The sequence below is a fragment of the Blautia sp. HCP3S3_H10_2 genome (genome assembly GCF_052122375.1).
GTDB lineage: Bacteria > Bacillota > Clostridia > Lachnospirales > Lachnospiraceae > Blautia_A.
In genome coordinates this window covers 236,968-251,356 of the sequence record NZ_JBQKCL010000002.1, presented here as the reverse complement: position 1 = coordinate 251,356, position 14,389 = coordinate 236,968, and the positions used below count along the sequence as shown (strand labels likewise).

The window sequence follows — 14,389 nt, the reverse complement described above, 5'->3', positions numbered from 1 at the left end:
TAGAAAAATGAAAAACTGGAAAAAAGCTATGGCTATGTTATGCACCGCAGCAATGATCACAGGAGTTAGTGCACCTGTATGGGCAGAGGCTGAAGCATCCGAGGAAACAGAGACAGCAGCAGAAGCTACCGAGATCACAGAGCTGACAAGCGATATGCTGCAAGAAGCAGCATATGAAGGAAGCTGGTTAACTTTTGAACCAGGATTTGATCTGTATGTGCCAAGTAACTGGAACGTACTGGAAGTTACAGACGAGGATCAGGAAAATGGCGTTATGTTCCAGGCTCTGGATCCGGACTCCGAAGAAGGAGTGAACATGGTTGTTACAGCTACAGATGTAGGAACAGAGTATGACCTGGATTCCATGGCTCAGGAGCTTATTGACGCAGAATATATCGATGTGGAGAAGGTTTCCATTAATGGAATCTATGGTGTTTCTTTTGAGACAGAGAATACATACGGAATCGCATTCCTGGATGATCAGGGAATCATGTACAATGTTCAGATCGGACCGAAATCCGAAGAGCTTCAGCCGACAGCAGAGACACTTTTCATTTCTCTGACCAAGACAGAAGAAAATACAGCAAATACTGGTGATGCAGCAGAAGAAACTACAGAGGCTGCTGATGAGGAAGCTGCAAACTAAAATGTGCTTGAAATGATAATACAATTAAACAGGAGACATGTAACAAATCTGATCCAGTATGGATGAGCGTTGCATGTCTCCTGTTTTGTTGCAAGAAAAAATTCCCTGGATACGGAAAAATCGTCGCTAAATCATCGCTTTCCTTAGCTTCGCATTCCATTTCTGCACGATCAGGGGATTCATTTTTATTTTTCTGCGGTCGTAAGTGATCAGGCCGTTGGTTTCCTCTTCAATGTCGGAAAGCTGGGTGTAAACTGTGGCAGAGTATCCTTTTTTTACGGAAGGGACAATGGTATTTTCCATTAGTCTGGAAAAACCATCAGTAAGTGCTTCGGATGTAGAGAATTTCTTATATCCGTAAACTGTCTGGCAGGCACTATGCTTCGGGATGCGTAAGGAATAACCGCCGAATTCGGAAAGTGCAAGCACGCGGTTCGATTTCGGGATGGGAAGGCCCAGGAAATAATAGTGGAGACTGTTAATATCGCCGCATCCCTGGTCAAACCAGCCGCTGGCGGAATCTACCAGGCGGGAAGAATCCAGTCTGTGAATGAAATTCGTGATCTTTCTGGTAGAAAACTGTCCCCAGCCTTCGTTAAATGGAACCCAGGTGACGATAGAAGGGTGGTTATACAAGGTTTTTATCATGTCACGGATATCATCAATGTATTCCTGACGGCCATCTTCATCTGTGCGGGACAGAAGACGGCTGTGGGTATCTTTTACCGGAATGCGCATCCAGTTCATAAGGGTGGCAAGATAAGTGACAAACCAGTGGCGGTAAAAAGAGCCGCCATTTGGCATGTCCTGCCATACCAGCATCCCAAGGCGGTCGCAATGGAAATACCAGCGGTCAGATTCAATCTTGCCATGTTTGCGGAGCATATTAAAACCAAGCTCCTTCATGGAACGGATATCATAAATCAGAGCCTCATCAGACGGGGCGGTATAAAGGCCATCCGGCCAGTATCCCTGATCTAGGACGCCGCTTTGGAAACAGGGCTGGTTATTCAGGAAAAAGCGGGGATAACCATCCTCTGCCATCTGTACATCACATTTGCGGAGGGCAAAGTAGCCAAGAACCCGGTCGTTACCATACTCCAGAGAATAGGGATAGAGCCAGGGTTCCTTGGGAGACCAGGAACGTCTGGAATTCTCCGGGATGGAAATAGTAGCTTCTTTTCCTGGACGGACAGATACGGAAATGATTTCATTATGACACAATTCATCTCCCAGTCCATCGGCATCCAGAAGAGCCGGAGGGTAAATCCGGCAGGTGACGGTATCGGAAGAATGGGTGCCGGGAGCTGCTGACTTGTCTGGCCCCACGGCTGTGCGGACCCGGAGCCGTATCTGTCCATTGTCATAATCCGGAGTGGTGCGGATATCCTTTATGTATTTTTCTGGCACGATTTCCATCCATACTGTCTGCCAGATCCCGCTCTGTGCAGTGTAGAACATTCCCCCTCGGTCTAACTGCTGTTTGCCTCTGGCGTGGTAGGAGGTGTCGCTAAAATCGTGTACACTGATCAGAATGGAAATAGTGAGATCATCAGGAACAAAGTCTGTTATATCAACAGTAAAAGGAAGATAACCACCTTTATGGTAAGTTGCGAATTTTCCATTAATATATACACTGCAGATCTGATCAACTGCACCAAAATGAAGAAGGAGCCGTTCCTTCCTGATATCCAGGCTGTTCTGGGGCAGCTGGATGATACGGGAATACCACAGGGTTTCGTCGGGCATCAGCTGCCTGTTCACCATGGAAAGAGGTGCTTCCGGCGAAAATGGCACCAGGATCTGTCCGTCAAATGGGAAATAATCGTTTTCGTAAAACTGCCATGGAAGGATACGGCTGTCGGTAATGAGATAATCCCACATTCCGTTCAGATTGATCCAGTGCCTGCGGACCATGGAAGGGCGTGGATATTCTTTTAAGGTCTGTCCCTGGGCGGCAGCTTCGGTCCAGATGGTTTCCAGATTTTTCAAATATGATTCCTCCTATTTACGAAAAATAATAAAAAATAATGATCGTGATATTTCTATTATACATGAAAACTGATTGTTTGCAATTGTCGGAATCGGTTTAGAAAAGGCTTTTTTGAAGACGGTTTTGAAACATACTTCAGGCATAACTTTCAATTGAAAAAGTGGGGAGGGTATGATAAGATAGAAAGGATTAATGGAGGGGAAGAAATGAATAATTCACAAAACAAAAACCTGTTGACAGAGGGTTCTATCTGGAAAAAGCTGATGGGATTCGCCTTCCCGCTTTTTCTTGGAAACCTGTTCCAGCAGCTATACAATACAGCAGACTCCCTGATCGTGGGAAATTTTCTGGGAAGTGATGCACTGGCAGCAGTAAGCTCATCTGGAAGCCTTACCTTTCTGCTGGTGGGCTTTTTCCAGGGACTTGCCATGGGTGCAGGTGTCATTATCGCAAGGTATTTCGGCGCAAGGCAGAGAAAGGAGCTTCACAGGGCGATTCATACCACAGTGGCTTTTGGTATTCTGTGTGGGATCATTCTTACCATTGCAGGGGTGATACTGGCACCGAAGATTCTGATCCTTATGAAGACACCGGCAGATATTCTGCCAAAATCCACCTTATATTTCCAGGTATATGCAATGGGCTCACTGGGACTGGTCCTGTATAACAACTTCGTTGGAATTATGCAGGCAGTGGGAGACAGCCGTCATCCTTTGTATTATCTTATTTTTTCGTCAATTCTTAATGTGACCCTGGATATGCTTTTTGTAGGGGCGCTTGGAATGGGGGTGGAGGGTGCAGCCCTTGCAACCATTATTTCCCAGTTTGTCAGCGCGTTTCTGTGCTTATACCGTCTGATGAAAAAAAGTCCGGAGGAATACACGGTATCTTTTAGGGAGATCTGTCTGGATCCTTATATGCTGAAGCAGATCGTATCCAACGGTCTGCCTGCCGGAATCCAGAATTCAGTGATCGCCATTGCCAATGTGGTAGTGCAGTCGAATATCAACAGCTTCGGCAAGCTGGCTGTGGCTGGCTGTGGGGCTTATTCCAAAATCGAAGGATTTGGATTTTTGCCGATCACCTGTTTTTCCATGGGACTGACCACCTTTATCAGCCAGAATCTTGGGGCGAAGAAATATGACAGGGCTAAAAAAGGTGCGCGTATCGGTATCCTTTGCAGCATTTCCATGGCTGAAATCGTAGGGATTATCGTATATTTAGCCAGTCCGGTTCTGATCGCGGCTTTTAATAATGATCCAGGTGTGATCGAGTACGGGGTGAAACAGGCACACGTGATCACACTGTTTTATTTTCTGCTGGCATTTTCCCATTGTATCGCAGGGCTTATGCGAGGTGCAGGAAGGGCTACCGTGCCGATGTTTGTTATGCTGGCCTGCTGGTGTCTGATCCGTGTAACATACATAACAGTTGCGGTAAAAATACATCCGGTGATCCAGACGGTGTTCTGGGCGTATCCGCTGACCTGGTCGCTAAGCTCCATTCTGTTTTTGCTTTTTTATCTGAAATCAGACTGGATCCACGGATTCGAGAAGAAAAAATAAGGCTGCTGCAGATGAGGCTCTGGGACAGCAAAAGGAGTAATACGAAATGAATGTACTGAACATTGAACATGTAAGTAAAGTCTTTGGAGATAAAAAGATTTTTGACGATATTTCTTATGGAATCCATGATGGGGACAAGATCGGAATCATCGGGATCAATGGTACGGGGAAAAGTACCCTGCTGAAAATCATTGCAGGGGAAGAGGAGGCTGACGAGGGACAGGTGATTTCCCAGAATGGTCTGCGTATCACATATCTGCCCCAGATGCCCGATTTTCCCAAGGGCGCTATTGTGCAGGATTATGTAGCGGATGGAAAATGGCAGAAGGACTGGAGTACAGAAAGTGAAGCCAGAAATATTCTGAACAAGCTTGGAATCACAGAACATGATGTACCGGTGGAGCAGCTTTCCGGCGGTCAGAAAAAGCGGGTTGCCCTTGCACGCACCCTGGTAAATCCTTCTGATGTGCTGATTCTGGATGAGCCTACCAACCACTTGGATAATGAGATGGTGACCTGGCTGGAGGACTATCTGAACAGGTTTAAGGGAGTGGTGATCATGGTTACCCATGACCGTTATTTCCTTGACAAGGTTACCAATAAAATTCTGGAGATCAGCCATGGAAAGGTGTATTCCTATGATGCCAATTATTCCGGATTCCTGGAGCTGAAGGCACAAAGAGAAGAGATGGAGCTGGCTTCCGAGCGCAAAAGGCAGAGTGTTCTTCGGATGGAGCTGGAATGGGCGAAACGTGGCTGCAGGGCCAGAAGCACCAAGCAGCGCGCCCGTCTGGAACGTCTGGAGGCACTGAAAAACGGAAAAGCACCGGTTCAGGAGCTGGATGTACAGATGGATTCTGTGGAAACCAGAATGGGAAAGAAAACCGTGGAGCTTCACCATGTGTCCAAAAGTTATGGGGATAAAGTGATCCTGGATGATTTTGATTATATTGTACTCCGGAATCAGAGACTTGGAATCATCGGTCCAAATGGCTGCGGCAAATCTACCCTGATCCGGATCATTGATGGTATGGTCCAGCCGGACAGCGGTACGGTGGAAATCGGGGAAACCATTAAGATTGGCTATTTTGCCCAGGAAGTGCCGGATATGGACGGGAACCAGCGTGTTATCGATTATATCCGGGATGTGGCGGAATTTATTCCCACCAGGGATGGCAGAATCAGTGCTTCCATGATGCTGGAGAGATTTCTGTTTGACTCTGCTATGCAGTATACACCGGTCGCCAAGTTGTCAGGAGGAGAGAAGAGACGTCTGTATCTTCTGAAAGTGCTGATGGAGGCTCCTAATGTACTGCTTCTGGATGAGCCAAGTAATGACCTGGATATTCCTACGCTGACTATTCTGGAGGATTATCTGTCTACTTTTTCCGGAATTGTGATCACAGTATCTCACGACCGTTATTTCCTGGATGATGTAGTTGACCGGATTTTTGCCTTTGAGGGGAATGGAAAGCTGACCCAGTATGAGGGCGGATATACGGATTATGTGGAAGCCCGGGAACGCAGATATGGTGCAGCCGGTGTAAATGCAGGAGCGTCTGGAAAGGGAGCGCCCGGATCGGAAAGTGCTGCTTCAGAAGAAAGCGGCAGCACAGAGGACGAATCCATAAAAACTACAAGAAAAGACTGGAAGCAGGGACAGAAGTCTGAAAAGCTGAAATTTTCATATAAAGAAGAACGGGAATATGCTACCATTGATGATGACATTGCAAAGCTGGAAGAAAAAATCGCCAGCCTGGAAAAGGATATGATGGCAAATGCCACAAATTCCATGAAGCTGCGTGAAATTATGGCAGATAAAGAGGCAGCAGAACAGCAATTGGAGGAGAAGATGGATCGCTGGGTTTATTTAAATGATCTGGCAGAGAAAATCGAGGCGCAGAAAAACAATGGATAAAAGTGGCAGGGATGGGACGAAAAATGCGCTGTTCCGCCAGATTCCCAGAATCGATAAGATAATGGAAACAAAAGAAGCGAAAGAGCTGACAGAAAAATATGGATATGCCATGGTAAAAGAAGCCGCCAGGAACGCGGAAGAATTGCTGCGGATGAAACTGAAGGGGAAGATGAATCCGAAGGCAGATCAGAAGACAGAGCAGCAGAGAAACGGGAAGACAGACCTGGTTCTGGAGCAGCCGGCTGAAATAGATTATCAAGATGTCATTTTACAGGAAATGAGAGACAATCTCAACCGTAACAGCCAAAGGCAGATGAAAAGAGTAATCAATGCTACCGGGGTGATCCTCCACACAAATCTTGGAAGAGCACCCTTAGGGAAGAGGCTGGTATCGGAGCTGGTTCCTCTGATGACCGGATATACGAATCTGGAGCTGGACCTGGAGAGCGGAAAGCGAGGCAGCAGATACGGGCATTTCGAGGAAAATCTGTGCAGGGTCACTGGCGCTGAGGCTGCGGTGGCAGTAAATAATAATGCTGCAGCTGTGCTGGTTATGCTGACTGCGCTGGCTTCTGGCGGCGAGACTATTGTGTCCAGAGGGGAACTGGTAGAAATCGGCGGTAAGTTCCGCATTCCGGATGTGTGCAGCCAGAGCGGGACTGTTCTTGTAGAAGTGGGAACCACGAACCGTACTTATCTGGAGGATTACGAAAATGCAGTAACAGAGAATACGGCTGCGTTTCTGAAGGTTCATACCAGTAATTACCAGATTACGGGATTTACTCATGAACCAGGGCTGGAAGAGCTTGCAGAGGCAGCTCATAGCCATGGAATTCCCCTTCTGGTGGACTTTGGAAGCGGGGGGCTGCTGGATATGGCTCCTTATGGAATCGAGGTGGAAAAGACCGTACAGGAGCTTCTGAAAAAGGGCGCTGATCTTGTATCTTTCAGCGGGGATAAGCTTCTGGGAGGGCCACAGGCCGGAATCCTGGCAGGCCGCCGGGATCTGATCGAAAAGATTTCCAGGCATCCTCTTATGCGGGCGGTGCGGATTGATAAATTTACGGCAGCTGCCCTGGATAAAACCATCAGCATTTATCTGGATGGAAGGAAGCTGGAAGAAGAAATTCCCATTTATCAAATGATGGGAAGAAGCGTAGAAGAACTTAAAGAAACTGCATATAGACTCCTGGATGCCCTGAAGGAACATACGCAATTTGAGTGTAAGGTGATCTGGACAGGAAATGAGGAGGATATACAGCCATCCCTGAATCCCATCGGAGGTGGGACGACACCAGGGAAAACATTGCCGGGAGCTGCCCTGGCGATAAGAGACCGGAACAAAAATGGCTGGTGCGCCCAGGAGATCAGTAACCGTCTGCGCCAGCTGAAGGTTCCGGTGATCGGACATATAGTGGATGACTGGGTTTATCTGGAAATGCGGACGGTATTGCCGGAAGATGTTGAAATACTGGAAACAGAATTAAAATATGGGATTGAGTGTGTTTGAAAAACCATTCCTGTAAGACGGGATCTGTTTAAGCTTTCACTTGGTTCTAAGAGAGACACCCGGAACGTGCAGCCGTGATTTGTTACGGTGGCACGTTCCGGGTGTCTCTGTGTAGCAATAAAGTAAATTACTGTCCCATATGCCATGCCAGTCTGACACTTGCAGGGTGATGTTCATTGGTAAGCCAGTCGCAGTCGTTGGTGATCCAGTCCATGATGCCAAGCTGGCGTGTTTCCCAAGCAACGGTAGCTTCGTGTGCTTCTGGGGTTTCTTCTGTTTCCATGGTGGTATCAATCTCATCGTAACCGAAAATGTATCCACCGGCACTCCAGATGCTGAAATTGCTGTCCGGACCCGGATCAATCTTTCCTTCTCTGGCAGCAACAAGTCCGTCATGTCTTGCTTTATATTCTTCCTCACAGCCTGGTTTCAGTCTGGTCATAAACATTCTGTGACGGATCAGCTCTTTGTTTTCGCGGACAATACCGAAATTATGATACATCAGGCGCATGTTTTCCCCAGGTGTGGAAATCCAGGTGAAGGTATCGTCAATTCTGGAAGTAAAAGCCTGGATCTGAGCCTTTTTCTCTTCTGAAAATGCTTTATTTTCGTCTGCTTCGTAATATCCGAAAATCAGGGAACTGCAATTCCAGATGCTGAAATTATGTACCTGCTCCTGATCGAGAAAAGCAGTAAGCTCCGGCCAGATTTCCCCTAATTTCTGGCGGTACTCATTCATCTTCCCCTCTTTGATCTCCATAGCAAAGCTGTGTCTTTCCATAAGAAAATTCCTCCATTTATAAAAATAAAATTAAAGTAGCAGTTCAGAGCCAATCTCCCAAATCTCTCGCATTTCGTCGATGTGGCGTATTTGCCCGCAATATTACCTGCGAACACTAACAGAATATCATAATTTTTTACAGAAATCCACCCTTATATTGACATATGTCTTGTACTTATATACAATAAGAGGACTGGTCCTTTGGGGCGGCAGTGATGGTATTATATACAAGAGAGGGGATTATTATTTGGAAAAAGAAGTAAAGATTCAGGAAAACAAAATGGGCGTTATGCCAGTGGCGAAGCTTCTGCTTACCATGTCAGTGCCTATGATGATTTCCATGCTTGTCCAGGCACTTTATAACATTGTGGACAGTATGTTTGTGGCGAAGTTAAGTGAGAATGCACTGACTGCAGTTTCTCTTGCATTCCCGGTGCAGAACCTTATGATCGCAGTAGGTACCGGTACAGGTGTCGGTATCAATGCGCTGGTATCGCGCTCCCTTGGAGAGAAGAAACGGGAGTATGCAAACAGTGCGGCGAATAATGGTATTTACCTTGCCATATTCAGTTTTATCGGATTTGCAGTTGTGTGTGGATTATTTGCGCCAGCATTTTTTAAAGTGCAGACCACGGATCCGCAGATCATCGAATACGGTATCGATTATGTGAGAGTGATCGGCCTTATGTCATTTGGCCTGTTTATCCAGCTGACCTGCGAGAAGCTTCTCCAGTCTACAGGAAAAACCATATATTCTATGGCAACACAGCTCCTTGGCGCGATTATTAATATCGTGCTGGATCCGATTATGATCTTCGGTCTTCTGGGATTCCCGAGAATGGAAGTAACAGGTGCAGCGCTTGCTACCGTAACCGGTCAGATCATTGCTGCCATTGCTGGTGTGATCGTAAATATGAAGCTGAATAAGGAGCTTCACATTTCCCTTTTCAAATATAAAATTGACGGGGATGTGATCCGCCATATCTATAGCGTGGGCTTTCCATCCATTATCATGGCCTCTGTAGGTTCTGTTATGACCTTTGGAATGAATAAGATTCTTATGGGCTTTACCTCTACGGCAACGGCTGTATTTGGCGTATATTTCAAGCTTCAGAGCTTCATCTTCATGCCTGTGTTTGGTCTGAATAATGGAATGGTTCCGATTGTTGCCTATAACTATGGGGCAAGAAAGCCGGAGCGTATTACGAAAGCGATCAAATTAAGTATTATCTACGGTGTTTGTATCATGCTGGCTGGTTTCGCAGTGTTCCAGTTGATGCCGGGAACGCTTCTTGGAATCTTCAGTGCTTCTGATGATATGCTGGCTATCGGTATTCCGGCACTCCGTACCATCAGCATCAGCTTTTTGATCGCTGGATTTTCTGTTGTGGCATCTTCTGTGTTTCAGGCACTGGGACATGGTTTCTTAAGCCTGGCAGTATCGGTACTTCGTCAGCTGGTTGTACTTTTGCCGGCTGCATTTATCCTTGCAAAGGTTGGTGGACTTGGAGTCTGCTGGTGGGCATTCCCCATTGCAGAGGTGTTTTCCGGCGCGATCTGCCTGGTGTTCATCCGCTATGCATATAAAAAAGAGATTCATCCCCTTTACGAAAAGTAGGATGTGTTGCAGAAAGGCCTCTTGGGAGCCACGGCTCCTGAGGGGCTTTTTACTATGAAAGTCCTGTGCGGCAGACATGAATTCACCATGCTTGCATGGTGGATTTATGGATATCGCACAGGCTAGACTGTATGAGTAAGTAGGGCGATAGCCCGGATTACGAATACAGTCGGCGATTGTGGGAGCGCCAAGGGGCGCGGAACAATCGACTTTCATTCATGGTGATGTCTGCGTAAGCAGACATGTCCGTTTAGTTACTGCAAAAAGAAAGCAGGGAATCCTGTAAAAGATTCCCTGCTGGGTGCACAACGAAAAAATTATGCCATATGCACAGTCACATGATATTCCGTTTTACCATCTTCAACCGGTACCACATTGCCTTCTACACGTCTGCCATCCACTTCCAGGTAAGCAACACCCTTCTGGACATTGCCAGGATTCTTCACATCGAAGTGATAAGTAGCACCACGGAAACGGCGGGTGAGAGTGAAGTCACCGAAGCCTTCCGGAATACAAGGATCAATGGAAAGACCATCATAAGATGGCTGTACACCAAGGATTGCCTGGGAAAGGTTTACAAAAGTCCAGGCTGCGGTTCCGGTAAGCCAGCTGTTTTTGGCTTCGCCATGGCGGGCTGCATCACGTCCTGCGATCATCTGGGAATAAACATAAGGCTCGGTCCGGTGGATTTCGCTGATGTTTTCGATATAAGACGGGCAGGTCTTTTTGTAAATCTCGAAAGCACGGTTTCCTCTGCCGATAACGGTTTCGGCAATGGAAATCCAAGGATTGTTATGGCAGAAGATTCCGGCGTTTTCTTTGTATCCCGGTGGGTAGGAGGAAATTTCACCAAGATTCAGGTAATATCTGGTGTAAGCGGGCTGGTGAAGCATGATACCATATTTGGTATCCAGACGCTCTTTTACAGAATCCAGTGCTTTCTTGGCGAGACCTTCTTTTACGCCGATTCCTGCAATGATGCAGAAGCCCTGTGGCTCAATGAAAATCTGTCCTTCTTCACATTCATGGGAACCAACCTTCTGGGAGGTGGCATCATATGCACGGAGGAACCACTCTCCATCCCAGCCGGCATCAAGAACTGCCTGGTACATTTCATCAACTGCCTTCTGTGCGATGGCAGCGTCCTCATCTTTGCCAACACGTCTGCAGATCTCTGCAAATTCATTGCCATATTTTACATACATTCCGGCAATAAATACGGATTCCGCAACTGGCCCTTCGGATGGACCGGTGGTCTGGAAGGATTCTCCTGGTTCATTAGAGAAACAGTTCAGGTTCAGACAGTCATTCCAGTCTGCGCGGCCGATCAGCGGAAGCTTGTGCGGTCCAAGGTGGGTGCGGCTGTATTCGAAGGAACGGCGGAGGTGCTCAAAAAGTGGAGCTGCTTTTTCCATATGGCAGTCAAAAGCAACCATCTCATCCAGAATGGAGTAGTCTCCGGTTTCTTTTAAGTAAGCAGCTACAGCTGCGATCAGCCACAGCGGGTCATCGTTAAAGCCGCTTCCGATATCCAGGTTGCCCTGTTTGGTAAGTGGCTGATACTGATGGTAAGCGCTTCCGTCCTCAAACTGGGTAGCGGCAATGTCCAGGATTCTTTCTCTTGCGCGTTCTGGAATCAGATGAACGAAGCCAAGAAGATCCTGGCAGGAATCACGGAAGCCCATTCCACGACCGGTACCGGATTCATAGTAGGATGCGGAACGGGACATGTTAAAGGTTACCATGCACTGGTACTGGTTCCAGATATTGGCCATACGGTTTACGTGAGGATCCTGGCTCTCAACATGGTAGCGGGAGAGCAGGTCGTCCCAGTATGCGTTTAATGTGGCAAATGCTTCATTTACCTGCTGGGAGGTGGCGAATTTTTCCATGATCTTTTTGGCAGGAGCTTTCTTGATCACGTTTAAGGCTTCCCATTTATCATCCTTCGGGTTTTCACAATAGCCAAGAAGGAAAACAAATTCTTTCTCTTCGCCAGGTGCAAGGGAGACATTGATCTGCTGGCTGGCGATCGGGTACCATCCGCTGGCAACGGAGTTATGGCTCTTGCCTTCTTCTACCACGATTGGATTGTTATTGCCACGGCCAAGACCTAAGAATTCATCACGGCTGGTGTCGTAACCATCTACCGGGGTATTTACGGTAAAGAAACTGTAATGGTTGCGGCGCTCGCGATACTCTGTTTTGTGGTAAATGGTGCTTCCGATGATCTCAACCTCGCCGGTACTTAAGTTTCGCTGATAGTTGGTCATATCATCTACTGCATTCCACAGACAGAATTCTACATAAGAGAACAGCGAAACGTCTTTCGCTTTATCAGAGTTGTTCTTAAGGGTCAGCTTGTTGATCTCGCATGGGGTATCAACAGGAACAAATGCCAGAAGATCGGCTGCAAGACCGTTTTTCTCTCCGTGGAAACGGCTGTAGCCAAGTCCATGGCGGCATTCATAAACATCAAGAGGAGTACGGGTAGGCATGGCACCTGGATTCCAGATGGCATCCCCGTCTTTGATATAGTAGTATTTTCCATTGGAATCTACAGGGATGTTATTGTAACGGTAACGGGTGATGCGGAGCAGCTTGGCATCTTTATAGAAGCTATAGCCACCGCAGGTATTGGAAATCAGTGTGAAAAAATCCTGGGAGCCAAGGTAGTTGATCCATGGCAGCGGGGTGTCTGGTGTGGTAATGACATATTCTTTATTGACGTCATCAAAATGTCCGAAATTCATAGCGGCCTCCTTAAATGAAATGTTATTTCTTAAAAAATGTTGATTCTTAAAATCTGCTAAATGTTATTGCCTGAAAATTTTGTGCTGCGAAAATATCGTTGTACATTATAAGGCATGTTGTAATGAAACATTGTAGTTATGCTCAGTTAGGGTACTGCATTTGTTGTTAATAAAATAGTTGGATTAAATTGTGAGATAATTAACACGCGAAAACGAATAAGTTAAGGCAATAAGAAATAATAGTAAAGAATAATGGTATATATTTGCTCTTAGTATAATAGAAAGACGGATTAAAAGCAACAAAAAAATTACAATAAATATGAAATCTATTATGTATTACCAATTAGAGATTTAAAGCACGAAAGTTTTCGCGAAACATTTTCGCAAAGAAGCGAAAACTGCAAATAAACTGTTGAAAACGGATAGATTCAAATTGTGCAAAAGGTAGAATGGGGTTAAAACGCACAAAAAAAGCAAAAAACCACTTGATTTTTTGTGCACAAGGGGGTACTATAAGCTCACGAAAACGATTTAGAGATGACAGGAAAGAAAAACAGGAAAGAGTGAGGCAGACATATGGTTTCCATGAAAGAAATCGCTAAACAGTGTAATGTCTCAGTCGCTACTGTCAGTAAAGCATTAAATGGTTACTCCGATATCGGAGAAGAAACTAAAAACTACATATTAAGAACGGCTTCAGAGAGGGGATATCTTCCCAACTCGTCGGCAAGAGCTTTGAAGACGAAGCGGACCTTTAACCTGGGAGTCCTATTTGTGGATGAGGCCAGAAGCGGTCTCACACATGATTATTTCAACCGGGTACTGGAAAGCTTCAAAAGCACCGCAGAAGCGAAAGGTTATGACATCACTTTTACAAGCGGAAATGTTTCCGGTAAGAGGATGACCTACCTGGAGCACTGCAGATACCGGGGCGTTGATGGAGTGGTAATGGCCTGTGTGGATTTTACCGCAGATGAGGTTCAGGAACTTCTCCTTTCAGACATTCCGGTGGTGACCATCGATCATATCTGTGATGGAAGAATCTCGGTAGTATCCAACAACATCCAGGGAATGGAAGAACTTGTTACCTATATATATAAGAAGGGACACCGCAAGATCGCTTACATTCACGGAGACGACACATCCGTTACCAAGAATCGTCTGGGAAGCTTTTACCGCACCCTGCAAAGACTGGGGATTGAAGAACCGGATGAATATGTAAGACCAGGTTTATACAGAGATGCTGATCTGGCAGGTGAGAGAACCGGTGAACTTTTGGATTTGAAAGATCCGCCAACCTGTATTCTCTATCCTGACGATTATGCAGCGATGGGAGGGATAAACGAGATACGGGAGAGAGGACTTCGGATACCGGAAGATATTTCAGTAGCCGGGTACGATGGAATCAACATCGCACAGATTCTTGAACCCAAGCTGACAACCCTTTGCCAGGACACAGCGGCAATCGGAAGGATAGCAGCAGAAAGGCTGATTGAGCTGATTGAGCACCCGAAGACAACCGTTATTGAAAAATACACAGTAGATGGAACTCTTTTCAAAGGAGCTTCCGTAAAAACCGTGTATCCGCCGAAAGGCTTTAAGTAG

At 46.3% G+C, this 14,389-nt stretch carries 9 protein-coding genes; 6 read left to right on the top strand and 3 right to left on the bottom strand.

Annotated features, from left to right (window positions below; genetic code table 11):
• Positions 1-7: 7 nt before the first annotated feature.
• Complete coding sequence (locus tag ACTQWB_RS03045) at positions 8-646, top strand: DUF4367 domain-containing protein (protein ID WP_441500296.1); 639 nt, start codon at positions 8-10, stop codon at positions 644-646.
• A 126-nt stretch (positions 647-772) separates the two neighbouring features.
• On the opposite strand, the gene ACTQWB_RS03040 is transcribed toward ACTQWB_RS03045, so the two are convergent.
• Positions 773-2,638 (bottom strand): glycoside hydrolase family 2 protein, encoded by a 1,866-nt coding sequence (locus ACTQWB_RS03040; protein ID WP_441500295.1) that lies wholly within the window; start codon positions 2,636-2,638, stop codon positions 773-775.
• Positions 2,639-2,845: 207 nt separating this feature from the next.
• Here ACTQWB_RS03040 and ACTQWB_RS03035 point away from each other — a divergent pair, with 207 nt between their 5' ends.
• The 3 genes from ACTQWB_RS03035 to selA are packed head-to-tail and all read left to right on the top strand — an operon-like array spanning position 2,846 to position 7,632.
• Entirely contained in the window at positions 2,846-4,204 is a 1,359-nt protein-coding gene (locus ACTQWB_RS03035) for an MATE family efflux transporter (RefSeq protein WP_441500294.1), read from the top strand.
• Between the two features lie 46 nt (positions 4,205-4,250).
• Complete coding sequence (locus tag ACTQWB_RS03030; RefSeq protein WP_441500293.1) at positions 4,251-6,122, top strand: ABC-F family ATP-binding cassette domain-containing protein; 1,872 nt, start codon at positions 4,251-4,253, stop codon at positions 6,120-6,122.
• Positions 6,115-7,632, top strand: a complete 1,518-nt coding sequence (gene selA, locus ACTQWB_RS03025) for an L-seryl-tRNA(Sec) selenium transferase (protein ID WP_441500292.1) — start codon at positions 6,115-6,117, stop codon at positions 7,630-7,632. Before ACTQWB_RS03030 ends, selA begins: the two co-directional genes overlap by 8 nt.
• A 127-nt stretch (positions 7,633-7,759) precedes the next feature.
• Here the strand turns inward: selA and ACTQWB_RS03020 are convergent, their stop codons facing one another.
• Positions 7,760-8,413: an L-rhamnose mutarotase gene (locus ACTQWB_RS03020; RefSeq protein ID WP_441500291.1), complete on the bottom strand. Its 654-nt coding sequence runs from the start codon at positions 8,411-8,413 to the stop codon at positions 7,760-7,762.
• Between the two features lie 280 nt (positions 8,414-8,693).
• Between ACTQWB_RS03020 and ACTQWB_RS03015 the strand changes: the two genes are divergently transcribed.
• Positions 8,694-10,031 (top strand): MATE family efflux transporter, encoded by a 1,338-nt coding sequence (locus ACTQWB_RS03015; RefSeq protein WP_441500395.1) that lies wholly within the window; start codon positions 8,694-8,696, stop codon positions 10,029-10,031.
• Positions 10,032-10,348: 317 nt separating this feature from the next.
• Here the strand turns inward: ACTQWB_RS03015 and ACTQWB_RS03010 are convergent, their stop codons facing one another.
• Positions 10,349-12,784, bottom strand: a complete 2,436-nt coding sequence (locus ACTQWB_RS03010; RefSeq protein ID WP_441500290.1) for a GH36-type glycosyl hydrolase domain-containing protein — start codon at positions 12,782-12,784, stop codon at positions 10,349-10,351.
• 576 nt (positions 12,785-13,360) lie between these two features.
• Here ACTQWB_RS03010 and ACTQWB_RS03005 point away from each other — a divergent pair.
• Positions 13,361-14,389 (top strand): LacI family DNA-binding transcriptional regulator, encoded by a 1,029-nt coding sequence (locus tag ACTQWB_RS03005; protein ID WP_441500289.1) that lies wholly within the window; start codon positions 13,361-13,363, stop codon positions 14,387-14,389.

Coding starts and splice junctions, on each gene's coding strand:
- ACTQWB_RS03045 (WP_441500296.1), top strand. CDS start 8: ATGAAAAACTGGAAAAAAGCTATGGCTATGTTATGCACCGCAGCAATG.
- ACTQWB_RS03035 (WP_441500294.1), top strand. CDS start 2,846: ATGAATAATTCACAAAACAAAAACCTGTTGACAGAGGGTTCTATCTGG.
- ACTQWB_RS03030 (WP_441500293.1), top strand. CDS start 4,251: ATGAATGTACTGAACATTGAACATGTAAGTAAAGTCTTTGGAGATAAA.
- selA (WP_441500292.1), top strand. CDS start 6,115: ATGGATAAAAGTGGCAGGGATGGGACGAAAAATGCGCTGTTCCGCCAG.
- ACTQWB_RS03020 (WP_441500291.1), bottom strand. CDS start 8,413: ATGGAAAGACACAGCTTTGCTATGGAGATCAAAGAGGGGAAGATGAAT.
- ACTQWB_RS03015 (WP_441500395.1), top strand. CDS start 8,694: ATGGGCGTTATGCCAGTGGCGAAGCTTCTGCTTACCATGTCAGTGCCT.
- ACTQWB_RS03010 (WP_441500290.1), bottom strand. CDS start 12,784: ATGAATTTCGGACATTTTGATGACGTCAATAAAGAATATGTCATTACC.
- ACTQWB_RS03005 (WP_441500289.1), top strand. CDS start 13,361: ATGGTTTCCATGAAAGAAATCGCTAAACAGTGTAATGTCTCAGTCGCT.